At 34.7% G+C, this 19,075-nt stretch carries 17 protein-coding genes; 15 read left to right on the plus strand and 2 right to left on the minus strand.

Annotation, left to right across the window (positions count from 1 at the left end):
• Positions 1-181: 181 nt before the first annotated feature.
• From hemA to K1X16_RS09155, 8 genes are all read left to right on the plus strand, one after another.
• Complete coding sequence (gene hemA, locus K1X16_RS09115) at positions 182-1,429, plus strand: glutamyl-tRNA reductase (protein ID WP_195870219.1); 1,248 nt, start codon at positions 182-184, stop codon at positions 1,427-1,429.
• Positions 1,422-3,002, plus strand: a complete 1,581-nt coding sequence (gene hemC, locus K1X16_RS09120; RefSeq protein ID WP_225035861.1) for a hydroxymethylbilane synthase — start codon at positions 1,422-1,424, stop codon at positions 3,000-3,002. Before hemA ends, hemC begins: the two co-directional genes overlap by 8 nt.
• A 77-nt stretch (positions 3,003-3,079) precedes the next feature.
• Complete coding sequence (locus K1X16_RS09125) at positions 3,080-3,436, plus strand: four helix bundle protein (RefSeq protein WP_225035862.1); 357 nt, start codon at positions 3,080-3,082, stop codon at positions 3,434-3,436.
• A 50-nt stretch (positions 3,437-3,486) separates the two neighbouring features.
• Positions 3,487-4,515: a uroporphyrinogen decarboxylase gene (hemE, locus tag K1X16_RS09130; protein WP_225035863.1), complete on the plus strand. Its 1,029-nt coding sequence runs from the start codon at positions 3,487-3,489 to the stop codon at positions 4,513-4,515.
• Between the two features lie 72 nt (positions 4,516-4,587).
• Positions 4,588-5,358: an EI24 domain-containing protein gene (locus K1X16_RS09135; protein WP_225035864.1), complete on the plus strand. Its 771-nt coding sequence runs from the start codon at positions 4,588-4,590 to the stop codon at positions 5,356-5,358.
• Entirely contained in the window at positions 5,358-5,903 is a 546-nt protein-coding gene (locus K1X16_RS09140; protein WP_225035865.1) for a GNAT family N-acetyltransferase, read from the plus strand. Before K1X16_RS09135 ends, K1X16_RS09140 begins: the two co-directional genes overlap by 1 nt.
• A gap of 566 nt (positions 5,904-6,469) precedes the next feature.
• Positions 6,470-7,429 (plus strand): oxygen-dependent coproporphyrinogen oxidase, encoded by a 960-nt coding sequence (hemF, locus tag K1X16_RS09150; RefSeq protein WP_225036127.1) that lies wholly within the window; start codon positions 6,470-6,472, stop codon positions 7,427-7,429.
• A 59-nt stretch (positions 7,430-7,488) separates the two neighbouring features.
• Entirely contained in the window at positions 7,489-7,875 is a 387-nt protein-coding gene (locus tag K1X16_RS09155; RefSeq protein WP_225035866.1) for a YchJ family protein, read from the plus strand.
• Positions 7,876-8,108: 233 nt separating this feature from the next.
• Here K1X16_RS09155 and K1X16_RS09160 read toward each other — a convergent pair whose 3' ends face one another.
• A complete protein-coding gene (locus K1X16_RS09160) occupies positions 8,109-10,745 on the minus strand; it encodes a DEAD/DEAH box helicase family protein (protein ID WP_225035867.1) in 2,637 nt (878 codons plus the stop codon).
• A 132-nt stretch (positions 10,746-10,877) separates the two neighbouring features.
• Between K1X16_RS09160 and hemB the strand changes: the two genes are divergently transcribed.
• From hemB to K1X16_RS09195, 7 genes are all read left to right on the plus strand, one after another.
• Complete coding sequence (gene hemB / locus K1X16_RS09165) at positions 10,878-11,870, plus strand: porphobilinogen synthase (protein ID WP_225035868.1); 993 nt, start codon at positions 10,878-10,880, stop codon at positions 11,868-11,870.
• 165 nt (positions 11,871-12,035) lie between these two features.
• Complete coding sequence (locus K1X16_RS09170) at positions 12,036-12,443, plus strand: Lrp/AsnC family transcriptional regulator (protein ID WP_195870227.1); 408 nt, start codon at positions 12,036-12,038, stop codon at positions 12,441-12,443.
• Between the two features lie 339 nt (positions 12,444-12,782).
• Complete coding sequence (locus K1X16_RS09175; RefSeq protein ID WP_225035869.1) at positions 12,783-13,901, plus strand: CNNM domain-containing protein; 1,119 nt, start codon at positions 12,783-12,785, stop codon at positions 13,899-13,901.
• 8 nt (positions 13,902-13,909) lie between these two features.
• Complete coding sequence (locus tag K1X16_RS09180; RefSeq protein WP_225035870.1) at positions 13,910-14,398, plus strand: methylated-DNA--[protein]-cysteine S-methyltransferase; 489 nt, start codon at positions 13,910-13,912, stop codon at positions 14,396-14,398.
• 37 nt (positions 14,399-14,435) lie between these two features.
• On the plus strand, positions 14,436-15,575 hold the full coding sequence (locus K1X16_RS09185) for a serine hydrolase domain-containing protein (protein ID WP_225035871.1): 1,140 nt from the start codon (positions 14,436-14,438) through the stop codon (positions 15,573-15,575).
• 55 nt (positions 15,576-15,630) lie between these two features.
• Positions 15,631-16,344 carry a 3'-5' exonuclease gene (locus tag K1X16_RS09190; RefSeq protein ID WP_195870230.1) on the plus strand — a complete coding sequence of 238 codons (714 nt, stop codon included), beginning with the start codon at positions 15,631-15,633 and terminating at the stop codon, positions 16,342-16,344.
• 28 nt (positions 16,345-16,372) lie between these two features.
• Entirely contained in the window at positions 16,373-18,058 is a 1,686-nt protein-coding gene (locus K1X16_RS09195; protein ID WP_225035872.1) for an ABC transporter ATP-binding protein, read from the plus strand.
• 362 nt (positions 18,059-18,420) lie between these two features.
• On the opposite strand, the gene K1X16_RS09200 is transcribed toward K1X16_RS09195, so the two are convergent.
• The gene (locus K1X16_RS09200) at positions 18,421-19,074 is read right to left on the minus strand and encodes a CoA transferase subunit B (protein WP_225035873.1); all 654 of its coding nucleotides are present in this window, start codon (positions 19,072-19,074) and stop codon (positions 18,421-18,423) included.
• Position 19,075: the final 1 nt, after the last annotated feature.

Here is a 19,075-nt window from a genome sequence, read left to right on the forward strand (position 1 = left end):
AAAGACCATGAAAAGCCTTGATTTCCCTACAAAAATATGATATTTATCACCTTTTATCGAAAAAGCACAAGAAAAAACCACAATCGATACTTAAAGTTCTTCTAGCGTTATTTTTTTATGAATATCAAAATTACATTTGCGCTGTTCCTTTCCTAAGTCAGGTAAACGAGTAAAGCGACACATGCCAAACAGAAGTAAATATTTTTACGCTATAGGTCTCAGCTATAAAAAAGCTGATGCGCGCGTACGTGGTCATTTTAGTTTAAGTGATGATGCAAAACAAAACGTTTTGTCTCAAGCCAAACAAAATGGAGTAGAAAGCCTATTGGCGATTTCTACATGTAACAGAACTGAACTTTACGGTTTTGCAGAACACCCTTTTCAGTTGATTCAGCTATTGTGCGATAACACAAAAGGAACCGTTGAAGAATTCCGAGAGGTTGCCTACGTTCATAAAAACAACGACGCTATAAACCACATGTTTCGTGTAGGTTCTGGTTTAGATAGTCAGATTCTTGGCGATTTTGAAATTATTAGTCAACTTAAATTTGGTGCAAAAGCATCTCGTAAAGTCGGTTTATTAAATTCATTTACGGAGCGTTTAGTGAATTCTGTAATTCAGGCGAGTAAACGCATTAAAAACGAAACGGAATTATCTTCTGGTGCAACATCTGTGTCTTTCGCCTCTGTTCAGTACATTATGAACAATGTTGAGCAAATTTCAAAAAAGAATATTCTACTCTTCGGAACAGGAAAAATAGGCAGAAACACCTGTGAAAACTTAGTAAAACACACTAAGAATCCTCATATTACTTTAATCAACAGAACAAAAACAAAAGCTGAAGAAGTTGCTGGTAAATTCAATCTTATTGTAAAAGATTACGAGAATTTAAAAGGGGAAATTAACGACGCTGACATCGTAATTGTTGCTACAGGAGCTCAAAATCCTACGGTTTACAAATCTTTAATATCTACTGAAAAACCGCTGTTGATTCTAGATTTATCCATTCCTAAGAATGTAAATGAAGATATAAGAGAACTCGATAATATTACACTCGTACATTTAGATGATTTAGCAAAAATCACAGATGATACTTTAGAAAAACGAAAAGCATTTATTCCAAATGCAGAAGCCATTATATCCGAAATTACTTCCGAGTTTAATGCGTGGTTAGACACTTTAAAATTTGTACCAACCATTCAGGCTATAAAACATAAATTGACTGATTTTAAAAATTCTGAATTCAATACACAACGCAAAAAATTGTCCGATTTTAATGAAGATCAAGCCGAATTGATTACCAATAATTTGATTCAGAAAATCACCAATCAATTTGCACACCACCTAAGAGAAGACAGCAGTTCTTCAGACGAAAGCATTGAGCTTATCAAAAAAATATTTCAGTTAGAAACTACCGATAATGTCTAAGATAATTCGCATTGGCACACGCGACAGCCAGCTCGCTATGTGGCAAGCAAAAACCGTTCAATCTCAACTTGAACATTTAGGTCATAAAACCGTCCTTGTTCCCGTAAAATCAACAGGAGATTTAGTGCTCGATAAGCCCTTATACGAAATGGGAATTACAGGAGTTTTCACTAAAACTCTAGATATTGCCATGCTAAATGGTAGTATTGATATTGCAGTGCATTCATTAAAAGATGTACCAACCATTTTACCAAAAGGCATAATACAAGCCGCAGTTTTAAAACGAGGAAACATTAATGACACCTTAGTTTTTAAGGATAACGAAGAGTTTTTATCCGCTAGAGACGCCGTCATCGCCACAGGAAGTTTAAGACGACGCGCACAATGGCTGAATCGTTACCCAACACATACAATTGTTGGTTTGCGAGGCAACGTCAATTCAAGATTAGAAAAGCTTGAAAACAACGAAGATTGGAATGGAGCCATTTTCGCCGGAGCAGGTTTAGGACGTTTAAATCTTACACCAGAAAATTCAATTAATTTAAGTTGGATGATTCCTGCGCCAGCACAAGGCGCTGTGATGGTTACGGCTTTAGAATCTGATGAGGAGACAAGAGCCATTCTTGCAGAAATTAATGATGAAATAACTCAAATTTGCACCTCTATTGAGCGCGAGTTTTTAAACCGTTTAGAAGGAGGTTGTTCTGCACCAATTGGAGCCATTTGTTATATCAATAAAGAAGAGGAGGTCAATTTTAAAGGTATTCTTTTAAGTACAGATGGCACAAAAAAGATTGAAGTTACTAAAGTGGTTCCTTTTGGAAAACATGATGAACTAGCCGAATTCTGTGCTGATTATGTTATTGGAAAAGGTGGCAAAATATTAATTGATGAATTAACGCAAGGTGATAAAGTCACTAATATTTATTCCACTAGAAAGTTAACCAATGATCAGTTAGCAAAGTTTCATGACGATGTAGTCGCTCAAAGTAATGATGCGGTAAAAATCAACCCTAATCGCCTAACAAAAAGCGTGGTTAGGAATGAAATTGAAAACGTCATTATTACGAGTAAGAATACAGTAGAATCGCTGCTTACCAATTTTTCAGCCGTAGAGTTACAATTCAAGAATATTTATTGTGTCGGAAGAAAAACAAAGCGTTTAGTTGAAAAACGCATTGGAAAAGTGAAACATCATGAAAATTATGCTAAAGATTTAGCCGAACACATGGCTGAATTTATGGATGGCACAGAAGTAACGTATTTCCATAGTAATTTACGATTAGATACTATTCCTGAAATATTATCAAAAAACAACATCAAAGTCAACGAAATTGAAGCTTACGAAACTAAGTTTGATTCCGAAAAAGTAGATGGTGATTTAGATGGTGTCATGTTTTACAGTCCATCTACCGTTCAAAGTTTTTTACAGCAGAATAAAGCAAAAGGTATTGCATTTTGTATTGGAGAAACAACAGCTACAGAAGCAAGGAAACATTATAAAGATGTTAGAGTAGCTAAAATTCCGTTGGTGGAGAGTGTTGTGGAATTGGTGAATGAGTTTTATGAATAGCTATTGGTCTTTAGCCTTTCGCTGTTAGCCTCACTGTTACGCCAAAAGCTAAAGGCGAACAGCAAAAAGCAATTGAAATGAGAAATTTTAGAACGCTAGAGATTTGGAAAAATGGAATAGAGGTAGTGAAACAAGTTTATGTCCTCTCACAAGAATTGCCATCAGAAGAAAAATTTGGACTAAGAAGTCAAATAACTAGAGCTGCTGTTTCAATTCCATCAAATATTGCTGAAGGTTGTAGTAGAAATAGTGACAAAGAATTTAAACGATTTCTTGAAATAGCAATGGGTTCACTTTTTGAAGTTGAAACACAATTAATTATTTCTAAGGAACTCGAGTTTATTCCTGAAGAAAATTTAAAAGTCATTTTTGAACTTATTCATAAAGAAGCAAGAATGATAAATAGTTTAATAAGTAAGATTAAAAACAGCTAATAGTAACTGGCCAAAAGCCAAAAGCTAATAGCCAAAAGCCAAAGGCTAACATGATAAAAAACGATTTATTCCTTAGAGCATTAAAAGGCGAAACCGTAGAACGTCCACCAGTTTGGATGATGCGTCAAGCGGGACGTTATTTACCTGAATTCATGGAAATTAAGGCAAAGTACGATTTCTTTACACGCTGCCAAACACCAGAATTAGCGAGTGAAATTACCGTACAACCGATTCGTCGTTATGGTATGGATGCAGCTATTCTGTTTTCGGATATTTTGGTCATTCCACAAGCGATGAATATTGAGGTTCAAATGAAACCTAATTTTGGCCCTTACTTACCAAATCCTGTGCGTTCTCAAAAGGATGTCGATAATGTTATTGTTCCTGACGTTAAGGAGAGTTTAAACTATGTTTACGAAGCCATTAAAGCAACAAAAGAAAAACTAAATGACGAGATTCCATTAATTGGTTTTGCAGGTTCACCATGGACAATTTTATGTTATTGTGTGCAAGGTCAAGGGTCTAAAAACTTTGATAAAGCGAAAGAATTTTGTTTCACAAATCCGATTGCTGCTCATGGACTATTACAGAAAATCACCGACACAACCATTGCCTATTTAAAGGAAAAAGTAAAAGCAGGTTGTAATGCTGTGCAAGTTTTCGATTCTTGGGGAGGCATGTTATCACCTGTCGATTATCAAGAATTTTCTTGGCAATACATACAACAAATCATTGATGCTTTAAAAGACGATGCACCAGTTATCGCCTTCGGAAAAGGCTGTTGGTTTGCCTTAGATACGATGGCAAAATCTGGGGCTTCAGCTTTAGGTGTCGATTGGACGTGCTCTGCACAAAACGCAAGATACTTATCAGGAGGAAACATTACCTTACAAGGTAATTTTGACCCAACTCGTTTATTTTCACCACCTGCAGAAATCAAAAAAATGGTGACTCAAATGATTAATGATTTTGGTAAGGATAAATACATCGTTAATTTAGGTCATGGAATTTTACCAAACATTCCTTTAGAAAATGCTAAAGCATTTATTGATGCTGTAAAAGACTATAAAGCAGAGTAAGTTTAATATCTATTATTGTAACTTAAAGCCTGTTTTAGCGTCTTTTAAGTAATCATCATCAAAAACAATAATATGATCAAGAACATATTAAAAGCTATCCAAGCTTACACTGGTACATTAGCTTTAATTTCAAAATTAAAACTTTGGAAATACTTCGCGATTCCCATCATCATTAGTGTTGTGACGGCATTTCTCATAGGATTATCCGCTTATGGATTATCAGATAATATTGGTCGTTTTATCGCTAAAATTTGGTTTTGGGATTGGGGAAAGGAGACCTTTACCTCTATTTCAATAGTTATTGGAGGTATTATCGTTATTGCTATTGGTTTAATCCTTTACAAACACATCATCATGGCATTTTCTGCGCCATTTATGAGTCCGGTGTCAGAAAAAATCGAACATCATTTAACAGGAATAAAACCACACAATCACAGAAACACCACGTTTCAAGAACAACTTTGGAGAGGGATAAGAATTAATATTCGGAATTTAGCAAAAGAATTATTGGTTACGATTCCTATTTTACTTTTAAATTTTATCCCATTAATTGGAAACATCGCTTCGTCTGTTATATTATTCTTAGTGCAATCCTACTATGCTGGTTTTGGTAACATGGATTACACTTTAGAACGTCATTATAAATACCGTGAAAGCATCAATTTTGTAGGAAGACATAAAGGCATTGCCATAGGAAATGGCATGGTCTTTATGCTATTTTTATTGATACCTGTAGTCGGTGTAATTTTAGTTTTACCAATGAGTGTTACAGCATCGTCTTTAAGTACCGTAAAACTTATTGAACAAGAAAAAGGCTTACAACAAAACAGCATCACGGTATAATGATTTTAAAATTTGACGGTTTCGAAATTAACCCAATTCATAGTGGCGACGCTTGGAAAATCTGTGACTTCGTTACGGCCAATGAAGACCGATTAAAACGCTACTTTCCTAAAACTTTAGCACAGAACCTTAATCCAACATTATCAAAATTATTTGTTGAAACAAAAGTGAAACAATTTCAAAATAAAGAAGAGTTTCTGTTCACATTAAAACATCCTGAAACCAGAGTACTTGCCGGATTAATTTTCCTAAAAGAACTCAATTGGAAAACGAAACAAGGGGAATTTGCTTATTGTATTGGATACACATTTGAAGGGCAAGGCTTAACCTCTAAAGCTATTAAACAGCTATCTCAATATGCTATTCATGATTTAGGCTTAGAAACACTTCAAATTATAGCACATAAAGACAATTTACCAAGTGTGAATGTCGCTTTGAAAAACAGTTTTAAATGGATTAAAACCTTGGTTAAAGAGTTTATACCAGTTGGTGACGAACCGATGGATATGGAGTTGTATGAGTTACACAGACCTAGCAGGTTTTAAAAACCTTGCAGGTCTAAATTTTAATTAAAATGGAATTACTAAAAAAAGAGAATTACTATCATATTTATAATCGCGGAATCAATAGCGAAACTATTTTTCAAGATGAAAATAATATGGCTTATTTTCTCAAGTTAGTAACTAAGTATTTAAACCCGAAGGTTAATATTTTAGCCTTTTGTTTACTGAATAATCATTTCCATTTCGCGATTGAAGTCACATCGGAAACTAAAGACGTTAATCAAGCTTTTTCAAATTTATTCAACGCTTACACTAAAGCATTTAATAAACAAAATTCAAGAACAGGCGCCTTGTTTGAAAGACCTTTCAAAAGGAAACAAATTAAAGATGAAGAGTACTTAAAACAGCTCATTTTGTATATTCATAAAAACCCTGAAAACCATAACATAGTTGAGGATTTCAAAACCTATAAGTTTTCTTCATTTAGTCCATTCTTTTCTAAGAGTGAAACACTAATAAGTCCAAAGAAGTCTTATGTAATTGGTTTATTTGATGATATAGAAAACTTTAAAGTAACACATAACAATAAAATATCGAAAGAATTAAATATGGAATACGATGATGATTCTAGACCTGCAAGGTTTGAAAAACCTGCTAGGTCTTCAACGAAAGACAAATTCTTCAACTACATACACCAATTACAAGACACTATCACTTCAAAACTTGAAGAAGTAGACGGTAAGGCTAAATTCCAAGAAGACCTTTGGGACCGACCAGAAGGAGGAGGAGGAAGAACACGTGTTATAGAAAATGGTAACGTTTTTGAAAAAGGAGGTGTAAATATCTCTGGGGTTCATGGGAAACTGCCAGACTCAATGCAAAAATACTTTGGAGTAGAAGATGCCGATTTTTTCGCCTGTGGACTAAGTTTAGTCTTGCATCCTACAAATCCAATGGTGCCGACCGTTCATGCGAATTGGCGTTATTTTGAAATGTATGATAAAGACGGCAATATTGTGGACCAATGGTTTGGTGGCGGACAAGATCTAACGCCTTACTATTTGTTTGAAGACGATGCCAAACACTTCCATCAAACCTGTAAAACGGCTTGCGATAAACATAACCCTGAGTTCTATGCCAAATACAAAGCCCGTTGCGATGAATATTTTTACAACGCACACCGAAATGAAGGTCGTGGATTGGGTGGTTTATTCTTTGATTATTGCAAAGCTACAAATGAGATGAGTATGCAAAATTGGTACGATTTTGTCACCGAAGTTGGTGATAGTTTCTTAGAAGCCTATGTGCCCATCGTTGAAAAACGAAAAGCTTTAGACTACACCAAACCGCAGCGCGATTGGCAAGAAATTAGAAGAGGGCGTTATGTTGAATTTAATCTCGTACATGATAAAGGCACCTTATTCGGATTAAAAACCAATGGACGCATTGAAAGTATTTTAATGAGCTTGCCACCACATGTACAATGGGTTTATGACCATCAGCCAGAAGCTGGTAGCGAAGAGGAAAAACTGATTAAAGTGTTACAGAATCCTGTGAATTGGGTGTAATTAATTTAAGACCTAGCAGGTTTTAAAAACCTGACAGGTCTGAAAAGATAATAATAACCATGAACTGTCATTGCGGAAACAATAAAACCTACCAAGAATGCTGCGAAGTTTTCCATCTTAACAACGGAAAAACAGAAACAGCCGAACAATTGATGCGTTCCAGATACAGTGCCTTTGTTCTTGCAAATGGTGATTATCTAATGGCAACGCATCACCAATCCACACGATCAACAAAAGAGAAAAAAGCCATTGTAAAATGGGCCAAATCGGTGCAATGGATTCGATTAGACGTTTTAGAATCAACCAAAGGAATGCAAAACAACACTGAAGGCACCGTAACCTTTAACGCTTACTTTTTTGAAAATGGAAAGGTTGATGTCATCCATGAAAAATCGGCTTTTGTAAAAGAGAATGGGCAATGGTTTTATTTGGGATTGAGTAAATAAAGAACTAAAATGATGAATCATACTTGACCTAGCAGGTTTTTAAAACCTAGCAGGTCTAAAATTATCAAACTGTACTATGACATTTGATTGTTGAATAAAGACATTTTTCATGATAATAATTTTACACCCCTAAAGTCCCCTCAAGGGGACAATTAATAAAAAAACCTTTTAGATTTTTTTATTCGCAACAGTGAGACTGTCCCCTTGAGGGGACTTTAGGGGTGTTTTCAAACCTATTTCCAAACCACAACCTCTTTAGTGACTTCCTTAAAAGCATTGTATACGTGAAATAATCGTGCTTTCAATAATAATTTTCGACCATCAACACTTCGTGTAAAAAACAGTTTACTCTTTCCTAAATAATTAGTCCAATAGTTTTGAAAAATAAGAGCGTTTTCTTTCTTATCCCCAAACATTTCAGGAACCGGATAGAAATTTTCAACATCAAAACGCTTTCTAAATATGTTTGTTTTTATTATCAGATATCTTGGCGATTCAACAGGTTCTATAAGTTCACTTAAGGCTTTAGCGAATAATGAATTTTCAAGTGCATTGGCACCAACCAAATTACAAACCACATCACCTTTGCCTAATAAATGAGAAATCACGCTTATGTGCTTTCGGTTTGAAGTGATATAACCCAATTCGTCCAACGTATCGAGAATCGCTAAACCCATTTTCCCTATCTTTTTATAGAGGTAACCATGACGTACATACAGCTTTACTGCCTTATAAAATTTATAACCAAAAGTGCCCACTGCTGCTGCTAAAAAAGCATAGGTAAAGTAATAAACACCACGTTGTAAAATGAGGTTGAAACTATGCACTATAAATTCAACATAAAACAGCATTATGGTAAAAAACAATTCCACCACAAAAAACCGAAGTGCGTCAAAATAATAAATTTGCTTTTGCTTTTTAAATGGTCGTTTTCCCTTATGTAAAACTTTAACTTCCTTGGTTAGCTTCGTCCCTTTTCCAATGGCATTATTCCATTTTTCGGTAATTAAAATCCGATTTGTCGCATGTTTTATGGTGGCTTCGTTTAATGCTTCAATCGATTCCACAGGAATTTCATTAGGAATATTTAAGCGTTCAAAACCATTGGAAATAAACGGAATGGTACTGTTGGTAACGCCAACAAAGGCTTCAAAGCGTCGTTTTAAGGTATCTACTTCTCGTCCACCATCTAAATTGGTTGGATCTACACAAGCCAAGTGCCAAATGTTTCCTGTTTTGTTAGGTGCATTGGCATCTTTTCGGATGGCTCTTCCTCGCATTTGGTTAGACGATACAAACGAGCCAATGAAAGACGCTAGAACCAAGCTGTTGATAGATGGCGCATCCCAACCTTCGCCCAACAACGATTTTGTGCCGATAAGTACATTAATGTGTCCGGCTTCAAAAAGCTGTGTGATGATGCTAACAATAGAATTTTCAGGTTTCCCTTTGGGGTTGACCAACAAAAACGATGCATCGGTTTGCAATGGTGAAAATGAAAAATTATCCAAAGATTCAATCGTTTCAAACGCTTTTAAAATCGATTGATGAACAATCACAACACTGCCCGAAAGTACCGCTAATACTTCAGGACGAGAACAATAATATCTAACATATTGAAAAATAGGAAGCACGCCAATTTTGTTAATGTCCGCTATGTTTTCATCAGTCGTATTTAAAAATTCCTTCCGAATATAATCGGTAAGAATAACACATCTCAAATCGGATTTTAAACTTTCGCGTTCAGCTTTGACAATACTGACGATGCTTTTAAGTTTACTCGGACTGTTAGATAATGATTTATACAACAATTTTTTGCCTATAAAATCGACGGATTTTCGCTCAAAAACATTGAGTCGTCTTAATCGTTTTTCTAAAGTTGAAACATATTTTTCCTGTTCAATTAAGTGTTCTCTATCGGAAACTAAGATATTCTGAAATAAAACACCCAACCAATACAAATCGAGTTCAGGAAACTGAATCATTTCTTGTTTTTCAAAGCCTAAAACTTCTAATTTTTGATGATCGATTTCAAATCCACAAGCATACAAAAATATGAGAATAGCCGAAAAATAGTCGGTATTAGAATAGAGTTCGTCTAGGTGCCAATTAGGGTTTTTATAAAAACGGTGTTCAACTAAAAAATCGATGAAGGTGTCATCTTTTACTAATTCGTCTTTAAAATCTGAAATATCGCGTCTAAAATCAACAATAAAATTGATTTCTAAATCCTCAGGTTTTGAGAAGTATACAAAATCTTGATGCGGACTTAAATCGCCTTCACGTACCAAATCTGGTACTGCAATTTCATCATCAACCTCGCCACAGAGCGTAAAATATTTAGACACTTCTGTTCTACTACTATCGTAAGGTGGTGTTGCCGTAAGTGCCACGATATAAAACTTAGAATTCCGTTTTAAATCCATTAAGCATTTCCACCACGCATTTTTTAAATGATGTGCTTCATCTAAAACAAGGGTTTCAATATTGTGTTTGTTGAAGAATTGGTAATAATCGTTTTTGTCTTCAAACGTTTTATAGAAAGCATGAAGCGATTGATAGGTTGAAAAGGTTACATCGCTTGGCGATTTAATATCGAATGAAAAAGCTTCAAAATCACAATCCTCAGTAAAAAAGTTTTGTAATCGGTCTTCCCATTGATTTCTAATCGTCAATGTTGGAGCTAAAACAAGCGTTTTCTTTCCTAATTTTCTAACAATTTCTAGTCCTAGAATCGTTTTTCCAGAACCAGGAGGTGCAATCACGTGAAAATGATTGTCTGCAATATGACTATTAAAATGCTTTAAAAGTTCGGCTTGGTAGCTTCGCCAAGGAAAAATAAATTCTAAATCATCTAGGGATTTGAGCACTCAGAAATGGGTTTAAATCGTTAACTTTGTATTTGATAAAAGTAATCATAATCCTCATACATAAAAACCTGTCAGGTTTTAGATACTGAATTAACTTCAGCACAACACCTAACAAGTCTAAAACACATAATCATGTTTCCATTACGAAGAAATAGAAGACTAAGAACTAACGCGGCTATTAGAAGTTTAGTTAGAGAAAACTACATTACTCCAAATGATTTTTTAGTACCACTTTTTGTGGTTGAAGGTAAAGGCGTAAAAGATGAAATACCGTCTATGCCCAACTATTTTAGGTACAGTTTAGATTTACTTGAAAATGAAGTTAAAGAATTATGGAGCTTAGGTTTAAAAGCGGTGTTACTCTTTGTAAAAGTTCCGGATAATTTAAAAGATAACAAAGGTACAGAGGCATTAAACTCAGATGGATTGATGCAACGCGCTATTAAAACGGTAAAAAATGCTTGTCCGGATATGATAGTGATGACAGATGTTGCACTCGACCCTTATTCTTCCGTTGGCCACGATGGTATTGTACAAAACGGGATGATTATTAATGACGAATCTGCCGAAGTGCTCGCAAAAATGGCCTTAACACACGCTCAAGCGGGTTCTGATTTTGTAGCGCCTAGCGATATGAACGATGGAAGAACATTACATATTCGTCAATTACTAGAACAAGAAGGCTATAAAAACACAGGTATTATGGCTTATACTGCAAAATACGCATCTTCGTTTTATGGTCCTTTTCGCGACGCTCTTGATTCTGCACCTGTAGATTTAGTTGATGTCCCAAAAGACAAAAAAACCTACCAAATGGATTTTGGTAACCGAATTGAAGCAGTTAGAGAAACCTTGATAGATATTGAAGAAGGTGCCGATATTGTGATGGTTAAACCAGGCCTTTCCTACCTAGATATTTTAAGAGATATTAAAAATGAAGTCGATGTACCTGTAGCCGTGTATCAAGTCTCTGGCGAATACGCCATGATAAAAGCAGCCGCAGAAAAAGGGTGGTTAAATCATGATCAGGTAATGCTAGAAACTACGATGGCTTTTAAGCGTGCTGGTGCCGATATTATTACCTCTTATTTTGCTAAAGATGTTGTGAAAATTATTAATGGGTAAAAAATTATTCAAGCCTTTAACGTCTTACTATTTACATCAAAAAATCTAAAAATACTTTAAAAATAAGCTAATCAACACTTAGTTTTTGATTGACAACAATCCAATTTTTATATATTTGATTTTGAATCGTTAGAAAAACATTAAAACTGATTTACAATCGAAAAAATGGATAAAATTGACAAGAAAATAATAAAAATGCTTTCTGCAAACGCTCGAGAGTCTTTTGCGAACATCGGGAAGTCGGTAGATTTATCGGCACCTGCCGTTGGGAAACGCGTTAAACAATTAGAGGAAAAAGGATTTATTTTGGGGTATTCACTTCGAATTAACCATGATAAATTAGGCCTCACCACAAGAGCTTATATCAATCTAAAAATTCATCAATCTAGCACTTTAAGAACGGCCTATAATCAAATTAAAACCTTTAAAGAAGTACAACGTTGCGACCGAGTTTCCGGAGAAGACAGTCTGTATATTCTAGCTTATTTTAAAAACAATAAAGGTTTAGTTACAATGTTAGAACGCATTTCACAATATGGTGTGCCTAATACCAGAATCATTTTAGAGAGTTAATGTTTGCTAAACTAATAATTCTATATTATTTATCAGCAAAAGGATTCCCACTGAACTTTACAAACTCTTCATGAGTTAATAACTCTCCTTCAAAAGGCTGTTATATACTATCTTTAATGGTTTCGAGACGATACGTTACCTTTCCTTTAAGTTGAGCAGATAAGCCATATGAACTTAGTATAACGAGTATTAAAAATATGCTCTTCATAGTTTAATTTACAAAATATTTCAACTATTTATTTCTTGTTATAAAATTTAACTTGGTAATAACTAAAAAACTAGCGCACCTAAAATTAGTATTCATTTTGTAACTTTGTGTATCTAAACTCTAAAACATTAATGGGCTTACTCATTTTTTTCGCTGTCATTTCCATCTTCTTTTCATTTTTATGTTCAATTTTAGAAGCTGTTCTTTTAAGTATTACTCCAACTTTTCTTAATCTTAAAAAAAAAGAGGGTAAATCTTATGCTGTTGAATTGGAAGAATTAAAAAAAGATGTTGATCGACCACTTATCGCCATTTTAACCTTAAACACTATTGCGCATACGGTTGGTGCCATCTTAGTTGGTGTACAAGCTAAAGTTGCCTATGTAGAATTATATGGCAGTACAGAACACAGTATTTTAGGCATTAATTTTACGGAAGAATTAATGGTTGGACTCGTGTCTACAATAATGACGATTCTTATCTTAGTTGCTTCAGAAATTATACCTAAAACCATAGGAGCCACCTACTGGAAGCAATTATCTAATTTTACCGCAAAGGCTTTAAACGTTCTAATTTTTCCTTTAAAATGGACAGGTATTTTATGGCTACTTCAATTAACTACAAAACTAATTGGCGGTCAAGGCCATGGAAGTGTTTTAAATAGAGAAAGTTTTGCCGCAATGGCAGAAATAGCGGAAGAAGAAGGTGTTTTTGAAGAAAACGAAAGTAAGGTTATTAAAAACCTACTTAGCTTTAAGGAGGTTCAAGCCAAAGACGTTATGACACCGCGTACAGTAATGAAAACGGAAAACGAAAAAATGACGGTTGAAGCATTTTTTAAAGCCAATTCTAATATTCGATTTTCTAGAGTTCCTGTCTATACAGATGACGCTGATAATATTACTGGTTTAGTTTTAAAAGCGGAAGCATTTAAAGAAATGGCCCTTGGTAATGGTTCTAAATTATTGTCGGAAATTAAACGCAGTATCATTATTGTGAATCGTAATTTACCTATTCCTACTTTATTTGAACAATTATTAGAAAGCCGAAATCACCTCGCCTTAGTCGTCGATGAATACGGAACTGTTAGTGGTTTACTTACAATGGAAGATGTTATTGAAACACTTCTGGGACTCGAAATTATGGACGAAAGTGATAATGTTTCTGATTTACAACTATTAGCACGAAAAAGCTGGGAATCTAGAGCAAAACGTTTAGGAATAATAGAAAATGATAATCCTGAAAAATAAGCCACAACTTGGAACCTTCCATTCTACAAACCTGTTTTATTGAAACTCCACTTGGACACGCTAAAATTACAGGTAACGAAAACGGTATTGCATCAGTTTCAATATTAGATACGCAAGAGGAATTATCAGACAGCATTCCAGAATCGTTATTAGATTGTGTTATTCAGCTTAAAGCATACTTCAACGACACCCGAAAAACGTTCGACCTAAAACTTAATCCAGAAGGTACAACGTTTCAGAAAAAAGTATGGAAACAGTTAGAAACTATTCCTTTTGGTAAATCCATCTCGTATTTAGACTTATCCAAGCAGTTAGGTGATGCTAAAGCCATACGAGCTGTAGCTAATGCCAACGGAAAAAACCCGCTTTGGATTATTGTTCCTTGCCATAGAGTTATTGGAAGCGATGGCAGTTTAACAGGTTATGCTGGCGGGTTATACAGAAAACAATGGCTGCTTAATCATGAAAGTGACTACAAACAACAAATGCTTTTTTAAGATTACTTTTACTATATTTAGTTTCTAAACCCGTCCTATGAAATTTATAAAAACATTATTAAAATGGCTCATCGGCATCATTGCTATGGCTGTTATCGCGGCATACATTTTTGATTTCGATTATATCTTAAAAGGGATTCGCGTGGTGTATTTCACTGGTCATAGCTCAGCTTTTATTGATGACCATCCATATTTTGAAAATGATACCATTAAAAAAGGAACACATACTGATGCTTGGCCATTACACAAAAACTATAATACTGTAGAGGCGACGCAAGCCCTAACAGATATTAATACAGAACTTGGTACAGTTGCGTACCTTATTATTAAAAATGACAGTATTTTTTATGAAAATTATGCTGAAAATTATAGCAAAGACTCTAAAACCAATTCATTTTCTATGGCTAAAAGTATCACAACGTCGCTACTTGGCAAAGCCATTATGGACGGTTACATTAAAAATTTAGACCAACCTGTAAGTGATTTTTATACCGAATTTAAAGGCGCAAAAACAACCGTTGGAGATTTATCTTCCATGGCTTCTGGATTAGATTGGGTAGAATCTTATACAAGTCCATTTTCAATAACAGCTAGAGCAAATTATGATGACGATTTAGCCGAAACCATATTAAACCAAAAGGTTATAAAAACACCAGGCAATGAGTTTGAATATTTAAGCGGAAGCACACAATTATTGGGAATGGTTATTAAAAAAGCTACAGGAAAACCATTAGCAGATTATCTTTCCGAAAGTTTTTGGCAACCTCTTGGTGCTAAAAGTGATGCCTTGTGGCAATTAGACGATGACGAGAACAAATTAGCAAAAGCTTTTTGTTGTATTTCTAGTAATGCACGCGATTTTGCACGTTTTGGTAAGCTTTATAAAAATCATGGACAATGGCATGGTAAACAAATCTTAGATTCAACGTTTGTGGCCAAAGCAACCACATCTCGATTTAATGGTCAACCTTATGGCTATGGCTTTTGGATTAGTGATTATAATGGGAAACACACCTTTGCTATGCGAGGAATTTTAGGGCAATATGTAATTGTTATTCCTCAAGACAATTTAATGGTCGTGAGATTAGGTCATCACAGAAGTTCTGAGACCATAAATTCTTTTCCTTCCGATTTTTATATTTATATTGATGAAGCTTATGAGATGATGGGTAAATAAGCTTTAATACCTGACAGGTTTTAAAAACCTGTCAGGTCTAACACATAAACAAAATATGATTAGCAAACTCAACCTAGAAAACATCCTCTTCTTAGATATAGAAACCGTTCCGGAAACGGAACATTTCTCAGATTTAGAAGCTGCTAAACAAGACCTTTGGGAAGCCAAATCACGCTATCAAAGAAGGGAAGAGTATACAGCTGAAGAATTTTATGACAGAGCTGGCATTTGGGCTGAGTTTGGTAAAATCGTCTGTATTTCGGTTGGATATTTTAAGATGGAAGGCGAATCTAGAACCTTTAGAGTGACCTCATTTTATGGTGATGAAATCAAAATTCTAAAGGATTTTAAAAACTTATTAATCACACATTTTAGCTCAAACAAACATTTACTTTGTGCACATAATGGTAAGGAATTCGATTTTCCGTATATCGCAAGACGTATGATTATCCACAACATAGAATTACCATACAAATTGAATCTCTTCGGAAAAAAACCTTGGGAAGTACCACATTTAGACACCTTAGAACTCTGGAAATTTGGCGACTATAAATCGTATACCTCGTTAAAGTTATTGACCAATGTTTTAGGTATTCCTTCACCAAAAGATGATATTGATGGTAGCGAGGTTTATCGCGTGTATTACAAGGAAAAAGAAATAGATCGCATTATTATCTATTGCGAAAAAGATACCATTGCTGTCGCGCAGATTTTCTTACGATTGCGTGGCGATGAATTGCTACATGATAATGAAATAAAACATGTGTAATTTTGTAATCTAGATTCAAACTTTATTTATGGCAAATTTAATAGAGGTCCAAGGCTTAAATATCTCATTTTTTAAGCACCAACTTGAAAAACAAATTATAAGTAACATTTCGTTTGAAATTAAACCAAATGAAATTGTAGCTGTAGTTGGTGAATCTGGTTCTGGTAAATCTATTTCTTCGTTAGCATTAATGGGTTTATTACCCAAACAAATTTCTAAGATTACCGCTGGCTCTATTTTGTTTGAAGACAGAAACCTGGCTAACCTTTCAGAAAAAGAGTTCCAATCTATAAGAGGTAACGACATTGCCATGATTTTTCAAGAACCTATGAGTTCTTTAAATCCGTCGATGCGTTGCGGTAAACAAGTTGAAGAAATTTTGAAACAACATGTCAAATTAACGGATTCGGAAATAAAATCACAAGTTTTAAATCTTTTCGAAAAAGTAAAATTGCCTAACCCAAAACGGATTTTTAAAGCCTATCCTCATGAAATTTCAGGTGGACAAAAACAACGCGTTATGATTGCGATGGCAATTGCATGCAAACCAAAATTGTTAATTGCTGACGAACCTACAACAGCATTAGATGTCACCGTTCAAAAAGAAATTTTAGAGTTATTGAAAACCATTCAAACTGAAACCAAAATGAGTGTGTTGTTTATCTCGCACGATTTATCGTTGGTGTCTGAATTAGCCGATCGGGTTCTAGTGATGTATCAAGGTAAAATCGTAGAACAAGGCACAACTGACACTATTTTTAATCATCCAAAACACAACTATACCAAAGCGCTGATTAACGCAAGACCGTCTACAGATTATAGGTTAGAGCAATTACCAACCATTTCAGATTTTATGGCAGACGAGGTTAATAATGCCATTATTTCTGATGCTGACAGAGCAGAAAATCATAAAAAACTGTATGCTAAAGACCCGTTATTAGAGGTGATTGATGTTGAAAAAACATACTTTTCTAAAACAGGATGGTTTACAAAAGAGCAAGAATTTAATGCTGTTGATGGTGTAAGTTTTAAAGTGTTTCCTGGCGAAACTTTAGGCTTGGTTGGTGAATCTGGCTGCGGAAAATCGACTTTAGGGAATGCCATATTACAATTAGATAAAGCTACATCTGGACGTATTTTATATAAAGGAAAGGATATAACTAACTTAAGCCGTTCCGAAATGCGAACGATGCGAAAGGATATTCAGATTATTTTTCAGGATCCATTTGCCTCTTTAAACCCACGCTTAACTGTTGGAAATGCGATTTTAGAACCCATGAAAGTTCACAAAATTGGAACGTCAAACAGCTCACGAAAAGAAAAAGTTATAGCTATTTTAGAAAAAGTAGGCTTAGAAGCTTCGGCCTTTAATCGTTATCCTCATGAATTTTCTGGAGGACAACGACAGCGTGTCGGTATTGCAAGGACAATTGCTTTAGAACCTCAACTTATTGTTTGTGACGAATCGGTTTCGGCATTGGACATTTCTGTACAAGCACAAGTTTTAAATTTATTGAACGCGTTAAAAGCACAATTTGGCTTCACCTATATATTTATTTCACACGATTTAGCAGTTGTAAAATATATGGCAGATCAATTATTAGTAATGAATCAAGGAAAAATTGAGGAAATTGGAGACGCAGATGATATCTATGCATCGCCAAAACAAGCTTACACAAAAAAGCTTATTCATGCTATTCCGAAAGGGTTATAGCATGAATACTCTTTTGGCTAATTTAAAAACATTAGATACTAACTCAAAAGTATCTTCTAATACTGAAAATTCTTGATTTTCATTTAAAGTAGGTTCTGGTAGATTTGATTTAGTTTTCATAAGCAGTAATTCATGGTAGATTTAGGGGCAAAAAGGTAAATTTCGGTTTATGTTAAATCAGGTTAATAAATTAGTTTTTGTTTGGGATTACAATATGAAACATAATTTCAATTAATCAGCCTAAATACATTATAAATCGATGAAATACATTATTTTTTAACATTTAACATATTATATAACGATTTTTCGCACAAAAAAGCCGCTAAATATTAGCGGCTCTAATTTTTGTATTACCGTATTACCTATAATTTCATTTCAGGAATATCTCCTTCAATAATTAATTCACCTTCTGTAGCCTTTTTGATGTCTTCGACTGAGACACCAGGAGCGCGTTCTAAAAGTTTAAACCCTTTTGGTGTTACTTCTATAACCGCCATGTTTGTTACTATTCGCTTTACACAGCCAACACCTGTTAATGGTAAAGAGCATTTTTTCAGTAACTTAGACGCACCTGCTCTATTAGTATGCATCATGGCTACTATAATATTTTCAGCACTAGCGACTAAATCCATTGCTCCTCCCATACCTTTAACCATCTTTCCGGGAATTTTCCAGTTCGCTATATCACCATTTTCTGACACCTCCATAGCTCCAAGTATCGTTAAATCAACATGTTGACCTCTTATCATTCCAAAACTTGTTGCCGAATCAAAAAATGATGCTCCTGGCAATGTTGTTATCGTTTGTTTGCCTGCGTTTATAATATCTGCATCTTCTTCTCCTTCAAAAGGAAAAGGCCCCATTCCTAAAACGCCATTTTCACTTTGAAACTCTACTTCAATATCATCTCTTACATAATTAGCTACTAGTGTTGGAATACCAATTCCTAAGTTAACATAGTAACCGTCTTTTACTTCTTTTGCGATGCGTTTCGCTATTCCGTTTTTATCTAACATA

This window comes from Winogradskyella sp. SM1960, assembly GCF_020179375.1.
GTDB classification, from domain to species: Bacteria; Bacteroidota; Bacteroidia; order Flavobacteriales; family Flavobacteriaceae; genus Winogradskyella; species Winogradskyella marina.